This is a genomic window from Martelella mediterranea (genome assembly GCF_021021415.1).
Taxonomy (GTDB): Bacteria; Pseudomonadota; Alphaproteobacteria; order Rhizobiales; family Rhizobiaceae; genus Martelella; species Martelella mediterranea_C.
Window position 1 is genome coordinate 36,822 of the sequence record NZ_JAINWJ010000001.1, and the last position, 24,606, is coordinate 61,427.

At 63.1% G+C, this 24,606-nt stretch carries 25 protein-coding genes; 6 read left to right on the forward strand and 19 right to left on the reverse strand.

All coding sequences use genetic code 11. From position 1 onward, the window contains the following. Window positions 1-22: 22 nt before the first annotated feature. The 5 genes from frr to K7H91_RS00190 all read right to left on the reverse strand — a co-directional run bounded on the left by frr (window position 23) and on the right by K7H91_RS00190 (window position 4,481). Window positions 23-583, reverse strand: a complete 561-nt coding sequence (frr, locus tag K7H91_RS00170; RefSeq protein WP_230718050.1) for a ribosome recycling factor — start codon at window positions 581-583, stop codon at window positions 23-25. A 45-nt stretch (window positions 584-628) separates the two neighbouring features. Further along, window positions 629-1,348, reverse strand: coding sequence for a UMP kinase (gene pyrH, locus K7H91_RS00175; RefSeq protein WP_269065817.1), 720 nt, complete (start codon window positions 1,346-1,348; stop codon window positions 629-631). A gap of 119 nt (window positions 1,349-1,467) precedes the next feature. After that, a complete protein-coding gene (tsf, locus tag K7H91_RS00180) occupies window positions 1,468-2,394 on the reverse strand; it encodes a translation elongation factor Ts (protein WP_230718053.1) in 927 nt (308 codons plus the stop codon). 254 nt (window positions 2,395-2,648) lie between these two features. Then, complete coding sequence (rpsB, locus tag K7H91_RS00185) at window positions 2,649-3,458, reverse strand: 30S ribosomal protein S2 (protein WP_230718055.1); 810 nt, start codon at window positions 3,456-3,458, stop codon at window positions 2,649-2,651. Between the two features lie 210 nt (window positions 3,459-3,668). Then, window positions 3,669-4,481, reverse strand: coding sequence for an EipB family protein (locus tag K7H91_RS00190; RefSeq protein WP_230718057.1), 813 nt, complete (start codon window positions 4,479-4,481; stop codon window positions 3,669-3,671). An 85-nt stretch (window positions 4,482-4,566) separates the two neighbouring features. Between K7H91_RS00190 and K7H91_RS00195 the strand changes: the two genes are divergently transcribed. The 5 genes from K7H91_RS00195 (at window position 4,567) to K7H91_RS00215 (ending at window position 7,958) form a co-directional block, all read left to right on the forward strand. After that, the gene (locus tag K7H91_RS00195) at window positions 4,567-5,034 is read left to right on the forward strand and encodes a RidA family protein (RefSeq protein ID WP_230718059.1); all 468 of its coding nucleotides are present in this window, start codon (window positions 4,567-4,569) and stop codon (window positions 5,032-5,034) included. Beyond that, a complete protein-coding gene (locus tag K7H91_RS00200) occupies window positions 5,034-5,753 on the forward strand; it encodes a glycerophosphodiester phosphodiesterase family protein (RefSeq protein WP_230718061.1) in 720 nt (239 codons plus the stop codon). Before K7H91_RS00195 ends, K7H91_RS00200 begins: the two co-directional genes overlap by 1 nt. Before the next feature lie 61 nt (window positions 5,754-5,814). Next, the gene (locus K7H91_RS00205; protein ID WP_230718063.1) at window positions 5,815-7,014 is read left to right on the forward strand and encodes a GNAT family N-acetyltransferase; all 1,200 of its coding nucleotides are present in this window, start codon (window positions 5,815-5,817) and stop codon (window positions 7,012-7,014) included. 3 nt (window positions 7,015-7,017) lie between these two features. Then, window positions 7,018-7,449, forward strand: a complete 432-nt coding sequence (locus K7H91_RS00210; protein WP_230718065.1) for an HIT family protein — start codon at window positions 7,018-7,020, stop codon at window positions 7,447-7,449. Continuing rightward, window positions 7,446-7,958 (forward strand): MgtC/SapB family protein, encoded by a 513-nt coding sequence (locus tag K7H91_RS00215; RefSeq protein ID WP_230718066.1) that lies wholly within the window; start codon window positions 7,446-7,448, stop codon window positions 7,956-7,958. Before K7H91_RS00210 ends, K7H91_RS00215 begins: the two co-directional genes overlap by 4 nt. 2 nt (window positions 7,959-7,960) lie before the next feature. Here K7H91_RS00215 and K7H91_RS00220 read toward each other — a convergent pair whose 3' ends face one another. Then, window positions 7,961-11,389: an ATP-binding protein gene (locus K7H91_RS00220; protein ID WP_230718068.1), complete on the reverse strand. Its 3,429-nt coding sequence runs from the start codon at window positions 11,387-11,389 to the stop codon at window positions 7,961-7,963. 3 nt (window positions 11,390-11,392) lie between these two features. Continuing rightward, a complete protein-coding gene (locus K7H91_RS00225) occupies window positions 11,393-12,625 on the reverse strand; it encodes a metallophosphoesterase family protein (RefSeq protein WP_230718070.1) in 1,233 nt (410 codons plus the stop codon). Between the two features lie 128 nt (window positions 12,626-12,753). On the opposite strand from K7H91_RS00225, the gene K7H91_RS00230 reads away from it, so the two are divergent. After that, the gene (locus tag K7H91_RS00230) at window positions 12,754-13,740 is read left to right on the forward strand and encodes an aldo/keto reductase (protein ID WP_230718072.1); all 987 of its coding nucleotides are present in this window, start codon (window positions 12,754-12,756) and stop codon (window positions 13,738-13,740) included. 145 nt (window positions 13,741-13,885) lie between these two features. On the opposite strand, the gene K7H91_RS00235 is transcribed toward K7H91_RS00230, so the two are convergent. From K7H91_RS00235 to pdhA, 12 genes are all read right to left on the reverse strand, one after another. Then, window positions 13,886-14,635 (reverse strand): ATP12 family chaperone protein, encoded by a 750-nt coding sequence (locus K7H91_RS00235; protein WP_230718075.1) that lies wholly within the window; start codon window positions 14,633-14,635, stop codon window positions 13,886-13,888. Then, window positions 14,632-15,297, reverse strand: coding sequence for an HAD-IA family hydrolase (locus K7H91_RS00240; RefSeq protein ID WP_230718077.1), 666 nt, complete (start codon window positions 15,295-15,297; stop codon window positions 14,632-14,634). Before K7H91_RS00240 ends, K7H91_RS00235 begins: the two co-directional genes overlap by 4 nt. 1 nt (window position 15,298) lies before the next feature. Continuing rightward, a complete protein-coding gene (locus K7H91_RS00245; protein WP_230718079.1) occupies window positions 15,299-16,288 on the reverse strand; it encodes an RluA family pseudouridine synthase in 990 nt (329 codons plus the stop codon). A 61-nt stretch (window positions 16,289-16,349) separates the two neighbouring features. Further along, window positions 16,350-16,727, reverse strand: coding sequence for a fluoride efflux transporter CrcB (gene crcB / locus K7H91_RS00250; RefSeq protein ID WP_230718449.1), 378 nt, complete (start codon window positions 16,725-16,727; stop codon window positions 16,350-16,352). Between the two features lie 55 nt (window positions 16,728-16,782). Next, window positions 16,783-17,757 carry a lipoyl synthase gene (gene lipA / locus K7H91_RS00255; RefSeq protein WP_230718081.1) on the reverse strand — a complete coding sequence of 325 codons (975 nt, stop codon included), beginning with the start codon at window positions 17,755-17,757 and terminating at the stop codon, window positions 16,783-16,785. A 139-nt stretch (window positions 17,758-17,896) separates the two neighbouring features. Then, entirely contained in the window at window positions 17,897-18,148 is a 252-nt protein-coding gene (locus tag K7H91_RS00260) for a GlsB/YeaQ/YmgE family stress response membrane protein (protein WP_018063078.1), read from the reverse strand. Window positions 18,149-18,219: 71 nt separating this feature from the next. After that, on the reverse strand, window positions 18,220-19,665 hold the full coding sequence (lpdA, locus tag K7H91_RS00265) for a dihydrolipoyl dehydrogenase (protein ID WP_230718083.1): 1,446 nt from the start codon (window positions 19,663-19,665) through the stop codon (window positions 18,220-18,222). A 66-nt stretch (window positions 19,666-19,731) separates the two neighbouring features. Beyond that, complete coding sequence (locus K7H91_RS00270) at window positions 19,732-19,968, reverse strand: YdcH family protein (protein WP_230718085.1); 237 nt, start codon at window positions 19,966-19,968, stop codon at window positions 19,732-19,734. 76 nt (window positions 19,969-20,044) lie between these two features. Then, on the reverse strand, window positions 20,045-20,683 hold the full coding sequence (locus K7H91_RS00275; protein WP_230718087.1) for an SGNH/GDSL hydrolase family protein: 639 nt from the start codon (window positions 20,681-20,683) through the stop codon (window positions 20,045-20,047). A gap of 10 nt (window positions 20,684-20,693) precedes the next feature. Further along, the gene (locus tag K7H91_RS00280) at window positions 20,694-22,094 is read right to left on the reverse strand and encodes a pyruvate dehydrogenase complex dihydrolipoamide acetyltransferase (protein WP_230718089.1); all 1,401 of its coding nucleotides are present in this window, start codon (window positions 22,092-22,094) and stop codon (window positions 20,694-20,696) included. 12 nt (window positions 22,095-22,106) lie between these two features. Beyond that, entirely contained in the window at window positions 22,107-23,501 is a 1,395-nt protein-coding gene (locus tag K7H91_RS00285; protein ID WP_230718091.1) for a pyruvate dehydrogenase complex E1 component subunit beta, read from the reverse strand. Between the two features lie 16 nt (window positions 23,502-23,517). Then, window positions 23,518-24,540, reverse strand: coding sequence for a pyruvate dehydrogenase (acetyl-transferring) E1 component subunit alpha (gene pdhA / locus K7H91_RS00290; RefSeq protein ID WP_230718093.1), 1,023 nt, complete (start codon window positions 24,538-24,540; stop codon window positions 23,518-23,520). Between the last annotated feature and the right edge of the window lie 66 nt (window positions 24,541-24,606).

Here is a 24,606-nt window from a genome sequence, read left to right on the forward strand (position 1 = left end):
CTTTAAAAGAATAGAGTGGTAACTAAACCTGCATGATTTCTTTTTCTTTGTCTGCGAGCAAGTCATCAATTCTGGAAATTGACTCATCGGTCAATTTTTGAACGTCCTCGGAAAGCGACCGGCTGTCGTCCTGGCTGATGTCCCCATCCTTTTCCGCCTTCTTCAATCCGTCCATGCCATCCCGACGCACATGACGGATCGCCACCCGCGCCTTTTCGGCATATTCATGTGCAACCTTGACCAGAGAACGGCGACGCTCCTCGTTGAGTTCCGGAAGCGGAATTCTGAGCGTCTGGCCGTCCATGATCGGGTTCAGGCCAAGATGGGATTCCCGGATCGCGCGGTCAACAGCGCCCGCCATCGACTTGTCCCAGACATTGACCGAGAGCATGCGCGGCTCCGGCACGGTGATGTTGGCAACCTGGTTGAGCGGCACTTTCGAGCCATAGGCTTCAACCTGCACCGGATCGAGAATATTGGCCGAGGCCCGCCCGGTTCGAAGCGAAGTGATGTCGCCGATATAGGCGTTGATCGCGCCTTCCATGCGGCGCTTCAGGTCGTTCAGGTCGGTTGGATCGCTCATCATCTGTCTCCCGTCACGCATGTGCCCAAAGCGGGCAAGACGTGATCATTCTTCTGTTACGATTGTCTTGCGGCCGCCGCCGGCCATGATCTGGCCGAAGCCGCCGCGCTCGTGAATCGAAAAAACGATAATCGGTATGTAGTTTTCACGGGCAACCGCCACCGCGGCAACATCCATCACCTGCAGCCCGCGTTCAAGCACCTGCTGATGGGTCAGGGCGTCGAAACGGATGGCGTTCGGATCCTTCTTCGGGTCGGCGGAATAGATGCCGTCGACCTGCGTGCCCTTGAAGATCGCCTCCGCGCCGATTTCCGCCGCGCGAAGCGCCGCCGCGGAATCGGTGGTGAAGAACGGATTGCCGGTGCCGCCGGCGAAGATCACCACCCTGCCCGCTTCCATATGGCTGCGGGTGGCGCGCTGGGAAAACGACTGACAGATTTCCGGCATCGCGATCGCCGAGAGAACCACAGTGTCGACCTGCATCTTGCGCAGCGAGGTGGCGAGCGCCAGCGCGTTGATGACCGTGCCCAGCATGCCCATGTGGTCGCCGGTAACGCGTTCGCCGCCCTTGGAGGCCACGGCCACGCCCCGAAAAATATTGCCGCCGCCGACGACAATGCCGATCTCAACGCCCATGGAGCGAACCTGGGCAATATCAGAAGCGATGCGGTCTGCGACGTTGACATCGATGCCGAAGCCCTGGTCGCCCATCAGCGCCTCACCGGAAACCTTCAGCAAAACACGGTTGAAAATCGGTTTCGTCAACGCCGCAAACTCCCTTACAAAGCAATGCCATCCCGATACACGAAGGGCGCCGCAATGTCACGCGGCGCCCCCGGGATTTCAACGGCTGATCCTAAAATGAACCAGACGGACGGAAGGGCTCAGCCCTTGGCCGTGGCGGCAACTTCCGCCGCGAAGTCGGATTCTTCCTTCTCGACGCCTTCGCCAAGCGCCAGACGGGCGATGGCGACAACCTTGATCGGCGCGCCGGCGTCCTTTTCCGCTTCCTTGACGGCCTGTTCGACGGTCAGGTCAGGGTTGATGACGAACTGCTGGGACAGCAGCGCCACTTCCTGGAAGAACTTGCGCATGCGGCCTTCCACCATCTTTTCGGCGATGGCGGCGGGCTTGCCGGATTCCTTGGCCTGCTCCAGGAACACCGAACGTTCGCGATCGGCGATTTCGGCGTCAACTTCTTCCGGGCGTACGGCGAGCGGGTTGGTCGCGGCGACGTGCATGGCGACCTGGCGGCCGATCGCGTTCAGCGCATCCTTGTCGCCGTCCGATTCGAGCGCGACCAGAACGCCGAGCTTGCCGAGGCCATCGCCGACGGCATTGTGCATATAGGTCGCGACAACGCCCTTGCCGACCGAAAGCTTGATCGCGCGGCGAAGCGTCATGTTCTCGCCGATCGTGCCGATCGCATCCTTGATCGTGTCGGCAACGGACTTGCCGGACTTCGGATAGGTCGCGGCGGCAATGGCGTCAACGGAACCGTCGGTGCCAAGCGCCACGTCGGCGATGCCAGAGACGAGCTGCTGGAAGGCTTCGTTGCGGGCAACGAAGTCGGTCTCGGAGTTGACCTCGACGACGACGGCTTCCGCATCGCCGGCGGCGATGCCGATCAGGCCTTCTGCGGCCGTGCGGCCGGACTTCTTATCAGCCTTGGAGATACCCTTGGCGCGCAGCCAGTCGATGGCGGCTTCCATGTCGCCGCCGGTTTCGGCGAGCGCCTTCTTGCAATCCATCATGCCTGCGCCGCTCTTTTCGCGCAGTTCCTTCACCATTGCTGCCGTAATCGTGCTCATAACTTGCCTCTCGTCCATTCGCTGGGCGGCGCTGTCGGGCGCGCCGATCGGGAGTGTACCCGTGTCTGTGACAGGGTGATGAAACTCATCCCCTGACGGCCAGGCCGTTTTCGCGGCTGGCGCGATGAAAATATGCATCGGGCGGCCGATTTTGAAGGCCGCCTCCCATTCCTGAAACCCAATGGCGGCGCCGGTAACGCCGCCATCTTCAGGTCCTGTCGCGCATCAGGCGTTCGGGCCTGATGCTGGCCGCCTTACTCGGCGGGCTTTTCGCCGGTCGCTTCCTCGGCAGCGGCTTCCTCGGCAGGCGCCTCTTCAAGCGCCGGCTCGGCTGGTGCTTCAGCGGCAGCGCCGAGATCAACGCCCGAAGCGCCCTGCTGACGGGCGATGCCGTCGATGGCGGCGCGCGAGATCAGATCGCAGTAAAGCGCGATGGCGCGCGATGCGTCGTCATTGCCGGGGATCGGGTAGTCGACTTCATCCGGATCGCAGTTCGAATCGACGATCGCGACAACCGGAATGCCGAGACGCTTGGCTTCCTCGATCGCGATCTTTTCCTTGTTGGTGTCGATGATCACGATCAGGTCCGGCACGCCGCCCATGTCGCGGATACCGCCAAGGGCGCGGTCGAGCTTTTCACGCTCGCGGTCGAGGTTCAGGCGCTCTTTCTTGGTAAAGCCCTGCGCTTCGTTGGCGAGGATTTCGTCGAGTTTGCGCAGGCGCTGGATCGAGTTCGAAATCGTGCGCCAGTTGGTCAGCATGCCGCCGAGCCAGCGCGAATTGACGTAGTACTGCGCCGAACGCTGGGCGCTGTCGGCAACGATTTCCGAAGCCTGACGCTTGGTGCCGACCATCAGAACGCGGCCGTTGCGGGCGACGGTGTCGGACACGACTTGAAGGGCGCGCTGCAGCATCGGCACGGTCTGTGCGAGGTCGATGATGTGGATGTTGTTACGGTCGCCAAAGATGTAGGGCTTCATCTTCGGGTTCCAGCGGTGGGTCTGGTGACCAAAATGGACGCCTGCCTCAAGCAGCTGGCGCATGGTAAAGTCGGGCAATGCCATTGCCTTGTCTCCTTTTCCGGTTGAACCTCCGCAGACCTGAGAACGGACGAAAACCCGTCCGGCACCGGCGGAGCGCACCGGATTTCTCCCGGAACACCCCATGGCCTGCGTGTGGAATACGGGCGCGATAGCCTGTTTTGAAATGGAATGCAAGTGCCGCGGCAATTTGCGCCCGGAAGACAGCGGTCTCGGAGCCCTGCCGTGCGGCGCTCAGCGTTGCGAGGCGGCCGTCGTCGGCAGGCCTTCGCAAGCGGCGGGGTCAAGCATTTCGAGTTTGTCGAGGTGACCGGCCATCTTGAAGTTGCCGAAATCCATCAGCAGGTCGCGGCTGACGCCGTTTTCCGCCAGCAGCATGGAGACGGTATAATCCGGCGTCTGGTCGCCATCATGCGTCGCGATCGGAAAATAGGCGGTGGTGACCGGCCACTGGTCGGGCCCGCTGCCGACGCCCTTCTCGCGATCGCCGATCAGCGTGACCGCGCGCATCACCTCCTCGCCCGAGCCATCGAAGGAGGCTGCTTCGTAAACATGCTTGCCGGCGGCAGCCGCATCCAGAACATTGGCGAGATATTCCGTCGGGAACTGCGCCTTGCCGATATCGAAGGGGTTCTGGTCGCCAAGCTTTACCGCAATCTTGTGATCGGCGGCGCGGTTGGCTTCGCCGGCGGTCTCCGATTGCAGGTTGTAATCGGCAAACATCTTGCTGGAAAAGCTGAACGCACCCTTTTCCAGGTCCTCGAAGGATGAGGATGTCTGGTCGGTGACCATGGCACCATGCTCGCGCGCGATATCGGTCACCATCCGCATTTCGGTGACATAACCCTCGCAGGGCGCGCCGGTGAAGGAATAGACGAAACGGCCGTGCAGCCCCTCGATGCCGGACTGGCCGGACGCCCAGGCGAGCGTCAGGTCATAGACCGCGCGGTGGGGTTCGAGCGTCACCCCGGGTTGCGGCGGCATGCCGGCCGCAGCCGTCATTGCGAAGGTGGAGCAGAAAATTCCTGTAACGGCCAGTGTCCGCATCGACATTCCCCTTGGCTTTGAACACCGATGGTATAGAAAAGTCCCCGCTCTGCCAATCATCATCCCACCCTATCTGGAGCAGAAAATGTCCGACGCCATCGAGAACAGGCTCAAGGCACTGTCGATCGCCCTGCCGGAGGCCGCCGCACCCGCCGCCAATTACGTGCCCTACGTCATTTCCGGAAACCTGCTCTATATATCCGGGCAGTTGCCGACCGAGGCCGGCCGAATGGTCGCCGCCGGTCATCTCGGCGCGAATGTATCGCTGGAGGATGGGCAGAAGGCGGCGCGCGCCTGCGCGATCAATATCATCGCCCAGGCGAAAGCGGCGCTTGGCGGCGATCTCGGCCGGGTGACCCGTATCCTGCGCATCAACGGCTTCGTCGCCTCCACGCCGGATTTCACCGAGCAGCACCTCGTCATCAACGGCGCGTCCGACCTTCTGGCCGAGGTCTTCGGCGAGGCCGGCAAGCACAGCCGCGCGGCCGTCGGCATGGCCGCGCTGCCGCTGGGCGCGGCGGTCGAGATCGACGCCATTCTGGAAATCGCCTGATGCCCGCCTGGCTGACCGCAAATCCGATTGCCCATCGCGGCTATCACGACATGAACCGCGCGATCTGGGAAAACACCCTGCCCGCCTTCCGGCGCGCAATCGACGCCGGTTTCGCGATCGAATGCGATATCCACCTTTCCGCCGATGGCGTGCCGCTGGTGTTTCACGATGACGATTTGCAACGGCTTTGCGGCCGCGACGGCGCGATCGAAGACCTCACGGCCGCAGAGACGAAGACCATCGCCGTCGGAGGGACCGAGGCGACGATCCCGACGCTTGCCGATCTCCTCGATGCCTGTGGCGGAAAAGTGCCGCTGGTGATCGAGCTGAAGGCGAGCCGCGCCGACCCGGCCGCCTTTGCCGAGGCCACGCTTGCCGCGCTCTCCGGCTATGACGGCCCGGTCGCGCTGATGAGCTTCGATGCCGCCCTCCTCTCAGCCCTCAAACAAGCCGGTGCGGCACAGCCGCTCGGTTTGACAGCCGAGGGCAAAAGCGAGGAAGCCCTGGCGGCCCATCGGAAAGCCTTTGCGATTGGCCTTGATTTCGTCTCCTATTATTACGATCATCTACCCAACGCATTCGTTGCCGGGCTTCGGGCGAAGAGCGTGCCGGTGATCACCTGGACCGTGCGCGACGAAGACGCCCGCAGACGCACGTTTCTGAACGCCGACCAGATGACCTTCGAAGGTTTCGACCCGCGCCAGAGCGAGCCGCTCTGAACAGACCGGATTTGAGACCGGGCAGGACAGACAGTTTCAAGACCGCATTCCGAGAGATTTCTTGAGCGAAAACCTGCAAATCCGCATCGAAAACAGCTTCGCGAATATCGATCGCGCGGCCTGGGACAGCCTTGCCGCGACCACGCCCTCGCTCACCGGCGACGGGTTCTACAGCCCGTTCCTGTCGCACGCATTCCTGTCGGCGCTGGAGGAATCGGGCTCTGCCACGGCCGAAACCGGCTGGCTCGGCCATCACCTTCTGCTGGAGGCCGGGGATGGCCGCCTGATCGGCGCGGTGCCCTGCTACCTGAAGAACCACAGCCAGGGCGAATATGTCTTCGATCATGGCTGGGCCGATGCCTTCGAGCGCGCCGGCGGGCGCTATTATCCGAAGCTCCAGGCCTCGCTCCCGTTCACGCCGGCCACCGCGCCGCATCTTCTGGTGCGCGACGGCTATGATCACGCGACCGTCGCCAAGGTGCTGGCCGAGGGGCTGCAGGCCGTCAATGATCGGCTGGGCGTCTCCTCCACCCACGTCACCTTCGTGCCGGAAGACGAGATCGGCATATTCGAACAGACAGGCTACCTGCATCGCACCGACCAGCAGTTCCACTTCCTCAATCCGGGCTATGACAGCTACAACGCCTTCCTCGACACGCTCGCCTCGCGCAAGCGCAAGGCGCTGAAGAAGGAGCGCCGCACCGCGCTCGAAGCCGGGATCGAGATCGACTGGCTGACCGGCTCCGACCTGACCGAGGAGATCTGGGACCAGTTCTACACCTTCTACATGGATACCGGCAGCCGCAAATGGGGCCGGCCCTACCTGACGCGGGACTTCTATTCGCTGATCGGCGAGCGCATGGCGAAGGACGTGCTGCTGGTGATGGCGAAGCGCGAGGGCCGCTATATCGCCGGCGCGATCAATTTCATCGGCTCCGACGCGCTCTATGGCCGCCACTGGGGCTGCATCGAGGATCATCGCTTCCTGCATTTCGAGGTCTGCTACCACCAGGCGATCGACTATGCGATTGCCCACGGCCTGAAGCGTGTGGAAGCCGGTGCTCAGGGCGAGCACAAGCTGGCGCGCGGATACCTCCCTGTCACGACCCATTCCGCGCACTATATCGCCCATGAGGGGCTGAGGCGCGCCGTTGCCGATTTCCTCAAGCATGAGCGCGAGGACGTCGCCCGTTTCAATGATATTCTCGTCGACCACGGACCCTACAAGAAAGCCGGCGGCGAAAGCATCGAGGAGGACTGACCCATGGCCGAGTACGACAACGACAATATCTTCGCCAAGCTGCTGCGCGGCGAAATCCCCTCCATCCGTCTTTACGAGGACGAACACGCGGTGGCGATCATGGATGTGATGCCGCAGGCGCCGGGCCATGTCCTGGTGATCCCCCGCGCGCCGTCACGCAACCTGCTCGACGCCGACCCGGATGTGCTCGCGAAAACCATCCCCGTGGTCCAGAAGCTTGCCCGCGCCGTCAAGGCGGCCTTCGACGCCGATGGCGTCTTCGTCGGCCAGTTCAACGAGGCGGCCGCGGGCCAGACCGTCTATCACCTGCATTTCCACGTCGTTCCGCGCCATGAAGGCGTCGAGATGAAGCGCCATACCGACGGCATGGAAGACATGGAGGTGCTGAAGGCCAATGCGGAAAAAATCCTGTCCGCCCTGAAGGCGTCGCCATGACGCAATTTCTGGCCGAAGAGTTCCAAAACGCCTTTTCCGCCGATCACATCATCATGTTCGTCCGGCTGATCGGCGCTGCGATCTTCGGCGGGCTGATCGGCTTCGAGCGCGAGATCCATCGCCATCCGGCGGGGCTCAGAACCCATATTCTGGTCAGCATGGCGGCGGCCCTGTTCGTGCTCGTCGCCATCGAGGTGCCGGAGATCATGCGCAGCGACCGCGACGTGCTGCGCGTCGATCCGACCCGCGTGGTGCAATCGATCACCGAGGGCGTGGCCTTCCTCGCCGCCGGCATCGTGTTTTTTCAAAAGGGCACGGTGAAGGGGCTGACGACCGGAGCCGGGCTCTGGTTTTCCGGCGCGATCGGGCTGACGATCGGGCTTGGTCTCTGGAGCCTCGGCATATTCGCCTCGATGCTGGGACTTGTCGTCCTGTTCCTTCTCAGGCGCTTGGAAATCAACACAAATATTAGTAAACGCAAGAGCTTGTCCGATGATGCTGAGGAATAGGTTCAGCTTCGTTCGAGCATTATGATGTCCGCCGCCTCGCCCAACTCCCTGCGGGCGATCTCCACCATGCTCGACTCGTGGGTAAAGAGGATGGTCTGCAGCCCATCAAGGCCGGCAAGCGCCTTGAGGCCGGCCGCGCTGCGGGCATCGTCGAAGGTCTGGAAGATATCGTCGACGATCAGCGGCGCGGGCTCGTTGCGGCTGGCGTAATCCTCCAGAAAGGCAAGTCGGAGCGCGAGATAGAGCTGGTCGCGGGTGCCGTCGCTCAACCCCTCGACCCGGATTTCATCGCCGCCGGCGCGCACGGCTGACAGCACCAGCGCATCATGCTCGCCGTATGCCTGTGACAGGCCCTCGAAGCCGTCGCGTGTCAGCGTGCGGAAATGCCGTCCCGCCGCCGCAAGTATCGGATCGGACCGGCTTTCCCGGTAGCGCTCCAGCGCGCCATCCAGCAGCCGCCCGGCCAGCTTCAGCACTACCCATTGGCGGGCCAGCGCCTGCGCCTCCGCTTCGGCTGCGGCGCGATCGAAGGCGGCGGTCTCGCTTCCCGGCCCGGTCTCCAGCGCCTGCTTGCGGTGACGCAGCGCCATGCGCCGCTCGCGCAGCGCCTCGATCTCGGCCGCATCCTCCCCGGCATCGGCCTTCAGATGCGCGAGCTCCTGACGGCAATCGACCTCGTCCAGCGTTTCGGCGAGCGTCCGGATCTCCTCCACCGAGGCCCCGTCGCTGATCCCCGAAAAACGCTGCCGCGCTTCGGCCAGCGCCTGACGCGATGCCGCCCGCTGCCGCAACCGCGCCGAAAGACCGTTAATCGCGACGCCCTCCGGCAAGGTGGCGGCGATGGCTGCCATCCGGCCGTCGATCTCTTCCCGCTCGCCCGTGTCGGTCGCAAGCTCAATGCGAAGCCGCTCGGCGCTTTCCTTAAGCGTTGCCCGCTGCGCCGCGCGCGTTGCATGATCGGCCGCGCGTTCGGCAAGTTCGTGGACGAATCGCGAAGCCGGTTCGCCCGCCATATCCGCCGCCGCGGCTTCCGCCAGTTGCAGAGCGGCGGCGTCGAACGCGGCGACGCGCTTGCCGTCGGCCTCTGCCTCCTGCACCAGCCGCGTCCGGTCCGCGAAAAGCGATGGCAGGTCCGCCCAAAACGCCAGCGCCGCCTCCGCGCCGGCCAGGCCGGTTTCGCCCGGCAGGCCGACACTTTCGAGACTCGCGGCAAAACGCTCGCCCAAGGCTTTCTCCCCGACCCGCAACCGATCAAGCTGCTCCGCGCCCTTTTCGACTGCCTGCCGCGCTGCCTTGAGCGCGCCCGCATGCTCCCGCGCCTCCGTCCAGCGCTCGCCAAGGCGGTCGAGCGCGGAACCGACATCGCGCGCAAGCGCGGCGAGCGGCAGTGCCGCATCCGTGCCGAGATCGTTCGCGAGCCGCTCCAGCGTCTCCCGCAGCGCCGCGTTGTTGCGGTCAAGGACCGCTTTCCTGTCTTTCAGCGCATAGAGCGCGGTCCGCGCCTCGAGCAGCGCTTCCAACCGCCGCCGCCATTCGATCATCGCCCCGGGGGCCACGGGCGTAAAATCGAGCCCTGCAAAAAGCGCCTCGAAATCCGCCTGCGTTTTCTGCAGCGACAGAAGCGCGGCTTCGCGTTTTTCCGCGCCCTGCTGCTTTTGGGCGATCTCCCGGTCCAGCCGGCGCTGATTATCGGCATGGCGGGCCACCCGCTCGGCATCGTCGAGCGCGTCGTCGGCAAGATCGTCGGCGGCGCGCAAGGCATCGCGATAGGCGCTATCCTCTCCGTCGAGCGTCTCGAACAACCGGTCGCGCTCCGCCCGCGCCGCATCGATCGCCGCCCGCGTCGGAACCGGCCCGGCCTCGCGATCCTCGGCGAGCAATCCTTCCAGGCGCGCGCATTCCTCCTCGGCCTTCGCCAACGCGCTGTCGCACGCGGCCAGCGCCGATTCTGCCGATGCGATATCGTCGCACGCGGTCTTCAGCGCGGCCTCGGCAGGAAGATCGCCTGCCCGCAGGCCAAGAATATCATTCACCGCGGGACGCAGGCCGGCCGCCTGCTCCAACAGCACGCGCTCCTTGCCGGCGATCTCCGTTTCAAGCGTTTCCGCCTCTTTGATACCGGCGAGATCGTCGCGCAGCGCCTCATAGTTTTTGCGCAGCGGCGCGGGATCGCGCAGATGGGTCTCGCCATGCTGCTGTTCCAGCCGCGCCAGTGTTTCGCGATTTTCCGAAAGGGCGTTTTCGGCCGAACGGATGGCGCGGCCCTGCTCTTTCGACTGCTCCACAATCGCTTGAAACTCGGATCGCAACAGACTGTTTGGAAAACTCTTTTCCATATTTTCAAGAGAGTCAAATCCAAGCTGAACGGCAGCGCTCCGCAACCGCGCCTCGACATCGCGCAGTTCGTGCCGCCGGCGCGGCAGGCTCTCCAGCGCCTGTTCGTAAAGCCCGCTTTCGCGCTGCAGCCAGGCGATTTCGGCACGGCGCGCCAGAAGCGCATCGTCGACGACAAGCGCTTCCAGTTCCCGCTGTCCGACCGCCTGCCGCGTCTCCTTGGCCTCGATCTGTTCAACGAGCCGAGCGCGGCGGACCTCAAGCTCACCAAGCTCCTCACCGATACGGTCCTCGATCGCCTCGATATCGGCGAATTCGGCCAGCGCCGCGCTGTGCCCGTCGATCTCGCCAAGCAGGCCGCGCAGCCGCTGCAGCCGCTCAAGCTCGCCGATCCGCCGCGCCCGCTGCAATTGCCGCTCCTCGACTTTGGCAAAATCCTGCCCGATCTCGCGTTCTTCCTTCATGAGCGCGGTCCAGTCGCTGGCATTGAGTTGGCTGTCGCGCTCGGCCTTGCGGGCTTCGTCATAGCGCTCCAGCGCCTGATAGAAGCTGCGGGTCTGCGACTTGCGGGGCGCGTAGATGCCGTCGGCCTCCGCTGCCAGCGCCTCGCTCGCCGCTCGCAACCCGGTCAGGCCGGAGGCTGCGGAAAACAGCATCTGGCCGATCTCCCCGCCATCGGCCAGCATCTCGTCCGCCCCTGCCCTGAGTCTGACCGAATCGAGCCCGAAGGCGCGCTCGAACACCGCCCGGTCGAGGCTGCCGACAAAGCCGGCGAGCGCGTCATCGTTCAGTGCGGCTTCGGTTTCGGCATCGAGCAGCGTATTGCTGCGGCCCTTGCGCCGGCGAAAGGCGAGTTCGGTTCCGCCATGCGCGCGGAGCCTCGCGCCGAGGCGCAGGTCGCGCGCGGGATGCAGGAAATCATAGCCGACATTGCGGTCGGGAAATCCGAACAAAAGGTCGGAGAAGGCGGCGAGCGCGGAGGATTTGCCGGCCTCGTTCGGGCCATAGACGATATGAAGCGCGGCGTCGGGCCGGAATGCGATGGTCCGGTCGGTGAAATGGCCGTAGCGGATGAGATCGAGCGACAGGAAACGCATGCCTCAACCCTCCAGCCGCGCGCCGAGAATGGCGCGGGCTTCCGCCAGAAGGTCGGCACGCGACGCCGAAAAGGCTTCATCTCTGGCGCCGACGCCGCCGGGCAGCTTCACCGCGATCTCGTTTATCAGCGCCTCGATTTCGGCGTCGATCGCGTCGTCACCGGCCAGCGCCTCAATCATAGCCTCGATATCGAGGTCACTATCCGGCAGAAGTCTGCGGGAGGTCATCGGCGCTTCAAGCGCGATAACCAGTTTCTCAAGCCACAGATCGGCGTGCACCCGCTGGCAGGCGGCCTGGAGGTCGTCGTGCCATTCGCCATGGGCCGCGCGCATCCTGTGCGCATCGCCATGGCGGCCTTCAAGCGTCAGACGCAGCGCCACGGGCCGCGCGTTGGCCGCTTCCGCAAGCGCTGCCAGCGTCGCCTCCACCGCCTGCAGGACATCGCTTTCCTTCATGTCGGGCGCAATTGCCACGGAAACGGCCTCGAACCGGGCGCGGTCGAGAATGATGCGTTCATAGCGCGGCCTGCCGTCCTCGACCGTCACCAGCACCGCGCCCTTGTCGCCGGTTTCGCGGATATTGCGCCCCTGGAGATTGCCTGGATAGAGCGTCAGCGGATCGGCGGACACTTCCTCGAAGGCGTGGACATGGCCGAGCGCCCAGTAATCATAGCCGCGCGAGGCAAGGTCCGCCGGCGTGCATGGCGCGTAGACGGCATGCGGCGGCCGGCCCGACAGCGAGGTGTGCAACACGCCGATGTTGAAATGGCCCGGTACCGCCGGCGGATAGGCAAGCGCCAGATTGTCGCCCGCCACGCGATCGGCAAAGCCCTGGCCGTGGAGCGCCACTTTCAGCCTGTCAATGGTGAAGGTCTCGGGCTGGCGCGTCGAGAATTCTTTGACGCCGTCCGGCATCGCGATCGTGCGGGTGACGATGCTTTCGGCATCATGATTGCCGCGTAGGAAATAGACCGGGATTTCAGCGCGCGAAAGCCGCGCGATCTCGCGGTTGAAGAACAGGCCGACGCTGTTGTCGCGCCAGGCCCCGTCATAGACATCGCCGGCGATCACCATGAAATCCACCGCGCTCTCGATCGCGCAATCGATCAGCGCCGTGAAGGCTTCGCGGCCGGCGGCGGCAAAGCGCTCGGCAATCTGCCGGTCCTTGAGCGCAAGCCCCGAGAGCGGGCTCCCAAGATGCAGGTCGGCGGCGTGGATAAAACGGAAACCGGTCAAACTTGCCTCATTTGTCTTCTTGTCTCGAAGGGGTAAAAGAGTTCGCGACGACACTTCAACCCCAAAGCGCCGGCGTCGCGCTTTATCCCACCCGCATTTTCGCGGGCTGACCATCACCGGAGGACATCATGCACTATCACAATTTCGGCCGCACCGGGCGACCCGTTTCCAATATCGGCTTCGGCGCCTGGCAGATCGGCGGAAGCTGGGGCTCGGTCAGCGAGGAGGATGGCCGCGCCGCGCTGCACGCCGCCCTCGATTCGGGCATCAACTTCGTCGATACGGCCGATGTCTATGGCGACGGCCGCTCCGAAAAGATCATCGCCGATGTGCTCGCCGATCGCGGCGGCCAGAAGCCGTTCGTCGCCACCAAGGCCGGCCGCAGGCTGAACCCGCATACCGCCGATGGCTACAATCTTGAGAATCTGGAAGCCTTCGTCGACCGCAGCCTGAAGAACCTCAGGATGGAGCGGCTCGACCTCGTGCAACTCCACTGCCCGCCGACCGAGGCGTTTTATCGTCCGGAGGTGTTCGAGGCGCTCGACGCGCTGAAGGCCAAGGGCAAGATCGCCAATTACGGCGTCAGCGTCGAAAAGGTCGAGGAGGCGCTGAAGGCGATCGAGTTTCGGGGCGTCGCCAGCGTCCAGATCATCTACAATATCTTCCGCCAGCGCCCGGCCTCGCTGTTCTTCCCGGAAGCCAAGCGGAAAAACATCGCCGTCATCATTCGGGTGCCGCTGGCAAGCGGGCTTTTGTCGGGCAAGATCACCCGCGATACCGTTTTCGACAAAGAAGATCACCGTAATTTCAACCGCAAGGGTGACGCCTTCGATGTCGGAGAAACCTTTGCCGGCGTGCCGTTCGAGATCGCGCTCGACGCTGTCGACGAAGTCCGCAAGCACGTGCCGCGCGGCACCGGCATGGCCGCCTTCGCGCTGCGCTGGATCCTGATGAACGAGGCGGTCACCGTCGCCATTCCCGGCGCGCGCAACGCCGAACAGGCCAAGGCAAACGCCTCCGCCTCCGACCTGCCGGTGATCGGCGCCGATGTGATGGCGGCGATGGAGGAAATCTACCGCACCCGCATCGCGCCGCATGTGCATCAGCGCTGGTAGGGAGCCTGTTCTCCTGCTCGGCCGGCGTGACGGTCGAGCAGGAGCCGATGGCGTGATTTCATGAACGCTTCAGCCCGATCCGGGAAGTGTCAGGCATGTCTCAAGGCCGCACAGCGGGCCCGAGCGTGACCGAAAGCTCAGCTCGCTACCCCAGCGCCACGAACAAATCATGCGCGGCCTTCATGTCCTCGAAGCGTTTCGCGCGGCGGGCGGCGGCTTCGGCGTCCTCACCCCAGTGTTCGATGGTCCAGTCCTCTTCCAGATTGGCGAGCGCCCAGGCCTCGTCCAGCGTCAGGCGGCGGCGGGCCAGCGCGAGGGTGACAAGGGCCGAGCCGGTGAGCGTCGTCATGACGTGGAGACTTCCAAGCGCGAAAGGTGCGCGGTGACGGTCGATCTCGCTCCTGAAAGCCGCAATGCTTTCAGTTGGTTGCTCGGAAAACATAATACCTTCCACGAGCACGAAGCGCGCGCCGAATTCCTCCGCCATCCAGTCGAGAACCGGGTCCCAGCGCTCCGCCTGCCGAGCCACAAGCTCCTCGGGGCTTTCTGCGCGGTAGAACAGCATGTCATTGCCGGCATAGGCGAGGATTTCCTCGAACACAGCATCGGCGTTTTGCATCACGCCATCGATCACGGTATTGGCAAGCCGCGTGACCGGCATTTTCGCCGGATCGATCACCTTTTCCTGCGCCTGCCATTCGGCGCGCACCATTTCGGCGGCAGCCGCGGTCGGCAAGATCAGCGGATTGCGGCCGGGTGACTTCACGCCGCGGCCATCGAGTTTGATCGCAAACCCCTCGCCTTCCTGCTCGACTGTGGCGTTCTGATAGAATTTCTTCGGCAGTTCGGCCCGCATCAGTTCCTGCGAGCGGCGGATCGGATCGGTCTCGGTCATTGGACGGTCTTCAGCACGAGTTTCAATATATCATCCGGGTTTTCGGCAATCGCGGAGGCGCCCGAGGTGGTCAGGTCCGTGGTTGCGCCATACCCCCAGGATACGCCGATCGCATCGGCGCCGGCGGAGCGAGACATCTGCATGTCATAGACGGAATCGCCGATCACAACGGTTTCGGCCGGCTCGATGCCGGTCTCGACGCAGCATTCCAGCACCATCGCCGGGTGCGGCTTGGAGGGGCAGTCATCGGCGGTGCGCGACACCACGAACTTGCTGGCATAGCCATGCAGATCGAGCATGTGATCGAGCCCACGCCGCGATTTTCCGGTCACGGCGCCGATCAGGAGATCATCCTGCAGGAAAAGGTGCTCCAGCATCGGAGCGACGCCATCGAACAGCCGCTCCTGCAAGGCCGGATCGGCGCGCACCACGGCAAACAGCGAGCGGTAATAGGCCATCATCTCGCGGCATTCCTCGTCCGGTCCCTCGCGACCGAGCAGCAGCGAGATCGATGTATCGAGCGTCAGACCAACGGTCGCGCGGGTCTTCTCGATGGCCGGAACGGGGTAGCCGAAACGGGTGAACGTGCGCGCCATCGATTCCTGGATGATGGCGATCGTATCCACCAGGGTGCCATCGCAGTCGAACAATACAAGTCTCATGTCATTCCTTGTCGAGATCCTCGCGGTCGGCGTCGAAGCCGAGCAGGTTCCAGCTCTGCACCATGTGCGGGGGCAGCGGCGCGGTGACCCTCAGCCGTCCGCCATCAGGATGGGGCACATCGATGTGGCGGGCATGAAGGTGAAGCCGCTTCTGAATGCCGCCCGGAAACTCCCAGTTGGGATCGTCATCGAAATATTTCGGATCGCCGATGATCGGGTGACCGATATGATGGGCGTGGACGCGCAGCTGATGGGTGCGCCCGGTATAGGGCTCCATTTCCAGCCAGGCGAGCGTATGGGCCGCCGTATCGACCACGCGGTAGAAGGAAACCGCATGATCGGCATCCGCCTCGCCATGCTTCGCGATCCGCATGCGGTCGCCATCGGGCGTCTGTTCCTTCACCAGCCAGGTCGATATCTTGTCCTCGCGCTGGCGCGGCACGCCCTTGACCAGCGACCAGTAGGTCTTCTTGGTCGTGCGGTGGCGAAAGGCTTCCGTCAGCGACTGCGCGGCGCGGCGCGAGCGGGCAATCACCAGCACGCCGGAGGTGTCTCGATCAAGGCGGTGCACGAGGCGCGGCTTTTCGCCCTTCCTGTTGGTCCAGGCCTCCAGCATCTTGTCGATATGGCGCACCACGCCGGAGCCGCCCTGCACCGCTAGGCCGGCGGGCTTGTTGAGCACGAACACCCGTTCATCCTCATGCAGCAGCATGCGTGAGAGAAGCTCGCCATCCGGGGAATGCTTCAGGTCCCTGCCCGGTATCGGGCCGGATTTCTTCGGGTCGACATTCATCGGCGGAATGCGGATCATCTGGCCAGGCTCGACCCGGGTATCGGCTTTCACCCGCCCGCCGTCGACGCGTATCTGCCCGGAGCGCAGCAGCTTTTGCAGCGCGCCGAAGCCGAGGCCCGGATAATGCTGCTTGAACCAACGGTCGAGGCGCATGCCCGCCTCGTCGTGATCCACCTTGATATGTTCGATGCCTGCCATGCGGTACGCCCTTGTTCTCAGGAGAAGGCTTCTATCGCATGATCGCGTGGAATGAAACGGGCTAAAATACCAACCGCCCGATGGCAAGCCCAGCCCACACTGCGCCCAGCCCGATCGCCACGCTGCCGATGACATAGGCTATGGCCGGCAGCACGTCGCCGCGCTCGATCATGTTCATGGCGTCGAGCGAGAACGAGGAGAAGGTGGTGAAGCCGCCCAGAAAGCCGATCACGATGAACATCCGCGCCTCGGCGGATTCGTTCAGCACCCGCGCCACAGCCTCCACCAGCAATCCGATGAGCAGCGAGCCGATGATATTGACCGCCAGCGTGCCCCAAGGGAAAGTGATGGCGCCCATACGCGTCGCCAGAACGCCGACAAAATGACGACCGACGGAGCCGAGCGCGCCGCCGGCGGCCACGATAAGTGCATGTTGCAGGAATGTTGGCAAAGATCTGCTCCGTTATTGTCGCGGGACGGATCGGATTCTCGGACTACTCAGCCGCCACCATGGCAAGCTTCTTCGCGCGGTTCTCGCGCAGCCGGGCGAAATCCTCGCCGGCGTGATGCGAGGAACGCGTCAGCGGGCTCGCGGATACCATCAGGAAGCCCTTGGTATAGGCGACCGTCTCGTAGGACTTGAACTCGTCCGGCGTCACGAAATTCACCACGCGGTGATGCTTGCGGGTCGGCTGCAGATACTGGCCGATGGTCAGGAAATCGACATCGGCGGTTCTGAGATCGTCCATGAGCTGGAGCACTTCATTGCGCTCCTCGCCGAGACCGACCATGATGCCGGACTTGGTGAACATGTTCGGATCGAGTTCCTTGACCCGCTGCAATAGCCGGATCGAGTGGAAGTAACGCGCGCCGGGGCGAACCGTCAGATAGTTCGACGGCACGGTTTCAAGATTATGATTGAAGACGTCGGGCCTGGCGGCCACCACGCGCTCCAGCGCGCCGGGCTTGCGCAGGAAATCCGGCGTCAGTACCTCGATGGTGGTCGCCGGCGAGGCCGCGCGGATGGCGTGGATCACCTTCTCGAAATGCTCCGCGCCGCCATCGGCCAGATCGTCGCGGTCGACCGAGGTGATCACGACATGCATCAGCCCCATCTGGGCGACGGCCTTGCCGATATTTTCCGGCTCGTTCGGATCGAGCGCGCCGGGTTTGCCGGTCGCGACATTGCAGAAGGCGCAGGCGCGGGTGCAAATCTCGCCCATGATCATGAACGAGGCGTGTTTCTTGTCCCAGCACTCGCCGATATTCGGACAACCGGCTTCCTCGCAGACCGTGACGAGCTTGTTGTCCTTCACGATGCCGCGGGTTTCCTGATAGCCGCGCGAGACCGGCGCCTTGACGCGGATCCAGTCCGGCTTGCGCAGCACTTCGGTATCGGGCCTGTGGGCCTTTTCGGGATGGCGCACGCGCTTTTGTGCGTCACTTGTCGTATCGAGAAGCGTAACCATCTGTTCGTCCTTCAGCGCCGCCGGGCCTCTCCGGCCCGGGCGGCCTCGTTTTCCGTTAGACCGGAACCGCGTTTCGCGGCTCCGGTCTATCTTGTTCTCATGGCAGTTTCGCGGACGTTGCGTCCAACAGCGAAATGCCTCAGCGCCGGATCATGCGTCCGACGAAAATCAGAATCACCGCGCCGATAAAACCGGCGATCAGATAGCCCAGCCATCCGCCAAGGGCGATGCCGAACACGCCCAGAATTGCGTTTGCAACAATGGCGCCGACAATGCCGAGGATGATGTTCATGAGAATGCCCATATTGGACTTCATGAACTTCTCGGCGAGCCATCCGGCGATACCGCCGATGATGATGGCGGCAATCCAGCCTACACCCTGTTCTTCCATGTAATGCGTCTCCCTTTTTGCTAGACGTCGAAGCAGGTCCTCTCGTTCCCGCTACCGATAACATAGAGGAATCATGCGTTAAGTACACGCCCATATGCGTCGAGCACGCTTTCCTTCATCATTTCCGAAAGCGTGGGATGCGGGAAGATCGTGTGCATCAGTTCTTCCTCGGTGGTCTCCAGGTTCATGGCGACCACGAAGCCCTCGATCAGTTCGGTCACTTCCGCGCCCACCATATGGGCGCCGAGCAGCTCGCCGGTGTTCTTGTCGAACACGGTCTTGACCATGCCCTGATCCTCGCCGAGCGCCACCGCCTTGCCGTTTGCGGCGAAGCTGAAGCGGCCAACGCGGACCTCATGGCCGGCTTCCTTGGCCTTGGCTTCGGTGAGGCCAATGGAAGCCACCTGCGGATTGCAGTAGGTGCAGCCGGGGACCTTGCGTTTGTCGAGCGGATGGACGTTCTTCTCGCCCGCGATCTTTTCGACGCAGATCACAGCCTCGTGCTCGGCCTTGTGGGCGAGCATCGGCGGGCCGGCGACATCGCCGATCGCGTAGATGCCCTCGACATTGGTCTTGCAATAGTCGTCGATGACGATGCAGCCGCGATCGGTCTTGATGCCGAGCTTTTCCAGCCCGATATTCTCGATATTGCCCTGCACGCCGACGGCCGAGATCATCCGGTCGGCGGTGATCTTCTCGACCTTGCCGTCCTTGGTCTCGACATGGGCGGTGATGTTGTCTCCGCCCTTTTCGACCTTCGCAACCTTGGCTTCAAGCATGATCTTGATACCGCGCTTTTCGAGCCGCTTCTGGGCGAATTTGGCGATCTCGTTATCCTCGACAGGCATGACCTGCTTCATCACCTCGACCACCGTCACCTCGACGCCGAGCGAGCGATAGAAGGAGGCGAATTCGATGCCGATCGCGCCCGAGCCCATCACCAGCAGCGATTTCGGCAGCTTGGCCGGCTTCAGCGCGTCAAAATAGGTCCAGATCAACTTGCCATCGGGCTCGATGCCGGGCAGCGCGCGCGGCCGTGCGCCGGTCGCGACGATGATGTGCTTGGCGTTGTAGGTGCCCGGACCCTTGGCGCCCTTCGGCGTCGGCGCCTGCGGCTCGACCACTTTCTTCTTGACCTCGGAGACGGTCACCTCGCCGGGCTTCGACAGCGTCGCCTCGCCCCAGATGATGTCGACCTTGTTCTTCTTCATCAGATAGATCACGCCGGCATTCATCCGCTCGGCAATGCCGCGCGAACGCTTGACGATCGCATCGAGATCGGCCTTGACCTGGCCGTCGATGACGAGCCCGTATTCCTTGGCGTGATTGGTGTTGTCGAGCACTTCGGCGGATCTGAGCAGCGCCTTGGTCGGGATGCAGCCCCAGTTGGAGCAGATGCCGGCCATGTGTTCGCGTTCGACGACCGCGGTTTTCAGGCCGAGCTGGGCGGCGCGGATGGCGGCGATATAGCCACCGGGGCCGGCGCCGATGACGAGGACATCGTAGGTCTCAGACACGGGTACATCTCCTTTAAGGGGAGCCGGGCAATAAACCGCCCGGCCCGCTTGCGGGATGCCGCCGCTCTATTGTTTCAGCATCCCGTAGATTTCGTCCTTCAGAACCATCCGGCGCTTGCGCATCTCTTCCATGTGCAGGTCATCGGTCGGTTCGATGTTTTCCTCCGCGCGGTGGATCGCGCGGTTTACCTCATGATAGTCGTCGAAGAGCTTGGCAAAATGCGCATCCTCGACCTTCAATTCGTGAATCCGGTCGGCGAATTCCGGGAATTCATCGGCCAGTTCGTGCGGGGTGTTCGACATGGATATCTCCTCTGTTGTGGTTGATATCCACCCTATCCGCGCTTCGTGTCCACTCCTTGATATTAATCAAAAAAAATCACAGGCCGAGCATCATCCTGACGATCGGTTCGAGACCGCGGCCGATGGCGTGGGTATTTTCCGCATCGAGATGGACGCCGTCCACCGGGCTTGCGCGCGAAACCGAGGCCGCATCATAGAAACCGCAGCCCAACTCATCGGCCAGTTCGCTGTAGAAGGTCGAGAGCATCTGCGATTGCTCGACCACGCCCTTCAGGAACCCCATGCCGGTATCGTTGGCGGTAGGTACCGCATGCGGCGGCGCAACCACCAGGATATCCGGCGCGGCATGATCGAAGGGATAGGGATGCGCCCTTACGATCTCGATCAGCCGCTTCATGCCGTTTCGCGCCGCCAACGCCCCGCCGCCGGTCCACGGCTTCAGGTCGTTGGTGCCGAGCATGATGATGACCAGATCGAGCGGCGTGTGGCTGGCAAGCAGCGTGGGCAGAACCCGCGCGCCGTTGCGGTCAGCCGCCGCCGTGTGATCGTCAAAGGCCGTGGTGCGGCCGCCCAGCGCCTCGGGGAGAACGTGAACGCCCTCCCCCAGAGCCTTCTGCAGCACCATCGGCCAGCGGTCCTCATGCGCATGACGGCGCTGCCCGGCCGCGTCATGACCGAACGTCAGCGAATCGCCGTAGCAGAGAACCGTCTTCATCGGACCGCCCTCAGACCAGCATCGACATCGGGTTTTCGATATAGCCCTTGAACGCCGCCAGAACCTCGGCCGCCAGAGCGCCATCGACGCAACGGTGGTCGGTCGAAAGCGTGACCGACATCATGGTCGCGATCGCCAGTTCGTCATTCTTGACCACCGGACGCTTTTCACCCGCGCCAATGGCGAGGATCGAGGCGTGCGGCGGGTTGATGACGGCAGCGAAGTCCTTGACGCCCATCATGCCCATGTTCGAAACAGCCGTCGTTCCGCCCTGGTATTCGGCGGGCTTCAGCTTCTTCTCACGAGCGCGGCTGCCCAGATCCTTCATCTCGTTGGAGATGACCGAGAGCGGCTTTTCCTCCGCCCGGCGCACGATCGGGGTGATCAGGCCGCCCGGGATCGACACCGCAACGCCGACATCGACATGCTTGTGGACGACCATGTTGCTTTCCGTCCAGGAGACGTTGGCGTTCGGCACATCCCGGAGTGCAAGCGCCATGGCCTTGATGACCATGTCGTTGACGGAGAGCTTGTAGGCCGGCTTGTCGTCCCTGACGGGCGCTGCCTTGTTGAGCTGGCTGCGAAGCGCCAGAAGCGCGTCGAGCTCGCAATCGATCGTGACATAGAAATGCGGCACGGTCTGCTTGGATTCGACCAGACGCTTGGCGATCGTCTTGCGCATGCCGTCATGCGGCACGAGTTCGTAAGAGCCTTCCTCGAACAGCTTGAGAACAGCCTCTTCCGAGGTCGCCTTCGGCAGCGGCGCGGCGGCAGCCTCTTGCCTGCCGGCTTCCGGCTTGGCAGCGGCCTTGCCGACGCCTTCGCTCTCGGCCTTCTCGATATCGCGCTTGACGATGCGGCCATGCGGGCCAGAACCGGAAAGCGCAGTCAGATCGAGACCGGCTTCCTTGGCCAGACGACGGGCAAGCGGCGAGGCGAAGATGCGCTCGCCATCGGCCTTGGGCGCCGCGGGCGCCTTGGGCTCGGGAACCGGTGTATCGGAAGACGGAATGCCGCCCTTGGCGACCTTTTCGGCCGTTTCGTCGGAGGAAGACTTCTCGGCCTTGGCCTCTTTCTTGGGCGCTTCCTTCGGCTTTTCTTCCTTGGGAGCTTCCTTTGCCGGCGCATCGCCGCCATCGGCCGCCTTGGCGGCTTCGGCAGCGTCCTCACCTTCTTCGGCGAGGATCGCGATCAGGGCATTGACCGCCACGCCATCTGTGCCTTCCGGCACCACGATCTTGGCGACCGTGCCCTCGTCGACGGCTTCGACTTCCATCGTCGCCTTGTCTGTCTCGATCTCGGCAATCACATCACCGGCCGAAACGCTGTCGCCTTCCTTGACCAGCCACTTGGAAAGATTGCCCTCTTCCATGGTCGGCGAAAGCGCCGGCATCGTAATCTTGATGGGCATCTTGACGCTCCCTTACTTGTAGCAGACGGCCTTGACCGCATCGATGACTTCACCGACGTTCGGCAGGGCGAGCTTTTCGAGGTTGGCGGCGTAGGGCATCGGAACATCCTTGCCGGCGATCGTCATGATCGGCGCATCGAGATAGTCGAAGGCCTGCTGCATGACGCGGGTCGCGATCTCGGTGCCGACGGAGGACTGCGGGAAGCCTTCCTCGACTGTGACCAGACGACCGGTCTTTTTCACCGATTCGATGACCGTCGGCAGATCCATCGGACGGATGGTGCGCAGGTCGATGATCTCGACATCGATGCCTTCCTCCTCAAGCTTGGCCGCCGCTTCCACCGCATAGGTCATGCCGATGCCGAAGGAAACGATCGTTGCGTCCTTGCCCTGCTTGTGGATACGGGCCTTGCCGATCGGCAGCACGAAATCATCAAGCTTCGGCACATCGAACTTGTGGCCGTAGAGAATTTCGTTTTCGAGGAAGATCACCGGATTGGGATCGCGGATCGCCGCCTTCAGGAGGCCCTTGGCGTCGGCGGCCGTATAGGGCATGACGACCTTGAGGCCCGGAATGTGGCTGTACCACGAAGCGTAGCACTGCGAGTGCTGGGCCGCCACGCGGGCTGCCGCGCCGTTCGGACCGCGGAACACGATCGACGATTCCATCTGGCCGCCGGACATATAGTGCGTCTTGGCGGCGGAGTTGATGATCTGGTCCATCGCCTGCATGGCGAAGTTGAAGGTCATGAACTCGACGATCGGCTTCAGCCCGGCAAGGGCAGCGCCCACGGCAACGCCGGTAAAGCCGTGCTCGGTGATCGGGGTATCGACCACGCGCTTGGCGCCGAATTCCTGCAGCAAGCCCTGCGTGATCTTGTAGGCGCCCTGATATTCGGCGACTTCCTCGCCCATGACGAAGACATCGCCATCGGCGCGCATTTCTTCGGCCATGGCGTCGCGCAGCGCTTCACGCACCGTGGTCGAAACCATTTCGGTGCCTTCCGGAATATCCGGATCGGAGGCGACCTCGATGGCCTTCGGTTCGGCCGGCGCGTTGGAAGCGGAAGCCTGCGGCTTTTCTTCCTGCTCGACCTCGGGGGCCCTTTCGGACTGTTTCGGCTGCTCGGCGGCGTCGGCCTTGCCGATATCGTCGGCGCTTTCGCCCTCTTCCAGCAGCACGGCGATCGGGGTGTTGACCTTGACGCCCTCGGCACCTTCCTCGACCAGGATCTTGCCGATCGTGCCTTCGTCCACGGCTTCGACTTCCATCGTCGCCTTGTCGGTCTCGATCTCGGCGATCACGTCACCGGCGGCGACGCTGTCGCCTTCCTTCTTGAGCCACTTTGTAAGGTTGCCCTCTTCCATCGTCGGGGAGAGTGCCGGCATGAGAATATTGGTAGGCATGATATCCCTCCCCGTCTTAGCGCAGGATGTCGGTGTAGAGCTCGGACGCATCCGGCTCCGGATCGGTCTGGGCGAAATCGGCGGCGTCAGAGATGACCGAACGCACATCCTTGTCGATCGCCTTCAACTCGTCTTCCGTCGCCCACTTCTTGTCCAGAAGCCGCTTCCTGACCTGCTCGATCGGGTCGTGCTCGGCGCGCATCTTCTGGACCTCGTCCTTGGAGCGGTATTTCGCCGGGTCCGACATCGAGTGGCCGCGATAGCGGTAGGTCATCATTTCGAGGATGAACGGCCCGTTGCCTTCACGCGCGAACTTTTCCGCCTCTTCGGCTGCCGCCTTGACGGCGCGGACATCCATGCCGTCGACCTGCTTGCCGGGAATGTTGAAAGATGCGCCGCGCTTGGAAAAGTCGGTCTCGGCCGACGAGCGCGTAACCGAGGTGCCCATGGCATAGCGGTTGTTTTCGACAACATAGACCACCGGCAGCTTCCAAAGCTCGGCCATGTTGAAGCTTTCATAGACCTGGCCCTGATTGGCCGCGCCATCGCCGTAATAGACGACGGCGACATGGTCGTTCTCGCGGTAACGGTTGGCAAAGGCGAGACCGGTTCCGAGCGGGACCTGCGCGCCGACGATGCCGTGACCGCCGTAAAACGCCTTCTCCTTGGAGAACATGTGCATCGAACCGCCCTTGCCCTTGGAATAGCCCGAGCGGCGGCCGGTCAGCTCGGCCATCACGCCGCGCGCTTCCATGCCGGTTGCCAGCATATGACCGTGGTCGCGGTAGCTGGTGATGATCTGGTCGCCATCCTTAAGCGCCATCTGCATGCCGACAACGACGGCTTCCTGGCCGATGTAAAGGTGACAGAAACCGCCGATGAAGCCCATGCCGTAAAGCTGGCCGGCCTTTTCCTCGAAACGGCGGATCATCAGCATCTCACGAAGAGCATGCATTTCCTGATCACGGTCGAATTCCGCGATCTTGGGACTATCCTGTTTTTTTGATGTTTTCCGTGAGCCGGACGCTTGCGACGCCATCAGGGTCTCCTTCTTTGAGGAAAGACTGGGAATTGGCAGTCACAATAGGCGGTTTTGTGCGGCACG

Coding starts and splice junctions, on each gene's coding strand:
- K7H91_RS00240 (WP_230718077.1), bottom strand. CDS start 15,297: ATGAGACTTGTATTGTTCGACTGCGATGGCACCCTGGTGGATACGATC.
- K7H91_RS00220 (WP_230718068.1), bottom strand. CDS start 11,389: ATGCGTTTCCTGTCGCTCGATCTCATCCGCTACGGCCATTTCACCGAC.
- K7H91_RS00280 (WP_230718089.1), bottom strand. CDS start 22,094: ATGCCCATCAAGATTACGATGCCGGCGCTTTCGCCGACCATGGAAGAG.
- K7H91_RS00285 (WP_230718091.1), bottom strand. CDS start 23,501: ATGCCTACCAATATTCTCATGCCGGCACTCTCCCCGACGATGGAAGAG.
- K7H91_RS00195 (WP_230718059.1), top strand. CDS start 4,567: ATGTCCGACGCCATCGAGAACAGGCTCAAGGCACTGTCGATCGCCCTG.
- K7H91_RS00245 (WP_230718079.1), bottom strand. CDS start 16,288: ATGGCAGGCATCGAACATATCAAGGTGGATCACGACGAGGCGGGCATG.
- K7H91_RS00275 (WP_230718087.1), bottom strand. CDS start 20,683: ATGAAGACGGTTCTCTGCTACGGCGATTCGCTGACGTTCGGTCATGAC.
- K7H91_RS00235 (WP_230718075.1), bottom strand. CDS start 14,635: ATGACCGAGACCGATCCGATCCGCCGCTCGCAGGAACTGATGCGGGCC.
- K7H91_RS00260 (WP_018063078.1), bottom strand. CDS start 18,148: ATGGAAGAACAGGGTGTAGGCTGGATTGCCGCCATCATCATCGGCGGT.
- K7H91_RS00210 (WP_230718065.1), top strand. CDS start 7,018: ATGGCCGAGTACGACAACGACAATATCTTCGCCAAGCTGCTGCGCGGC.
- K7H91_RS00230 (WP_230718072.1), top strand. CDS start 12,754: ATGCACTATCACAATTTCGGCCGCACCGGGCGACCCGTTTCCAATATC.
- K7H91_RS00200 (WP_230718061.1), top strand. CDS start 5,034: ATGCCCGCCTGGCTGACCGCAAATCCGATTGCCCATCGCGGCTATCAC.
- K7H91_RS00190 (WP_230718057.1), bottom strand. CDS start 4,481: ATGCGGACACTGGCCGTTACAGGAATTTTCTGCTCCACCTTCGCAATG.
- frr (WP_230718050.1), bottom strand. CDS start 583: ATGAGCGATCCAACCGACCTGAACGACCTGAAGCGCCGCATGGAAGGC.
- lipA (WP_230718081.1), bottom strand. CDS start 17,757: ATGGTTACGCTTCTCGATACGACAAGTGACGCACAAAAGCGCGTGCGC.
- K7H91_RS00270 (WP_230718085.1), bottom strand. CDS start 19,968: ATGTCGAACACCCCGCACGAACTGGCCGATGAATTCCCGGAATTCGCC.
- tsf (WP_230718053.1), bottom strand. CDS start 2,394: ATGAGCACGATTACGGCAGCAATGGTGAAGGAACTGCGCGAAAAGAGC.
- K7H91_RS00215 (WP_230718066.1), top strand. CDS start 7,446: ATGACGCAATTTCTGGCCGAAGAGTTCCAAAACGCCTTTTCCGCCGAT.
- pdhA (WP_230718093.1), bottom strand. CDS start 24,540: ATGGCGTCGCAAGCGTCCGGCTCACGGAAAACATCAAAAAAACAGGAT.
- rpsB (WP_230718055.1), bottom strand. CDS start 3,458: ATGGCATTGCCCGACTTTACCATGCGCCAGCTGCTTGAGGCAGGCGTC.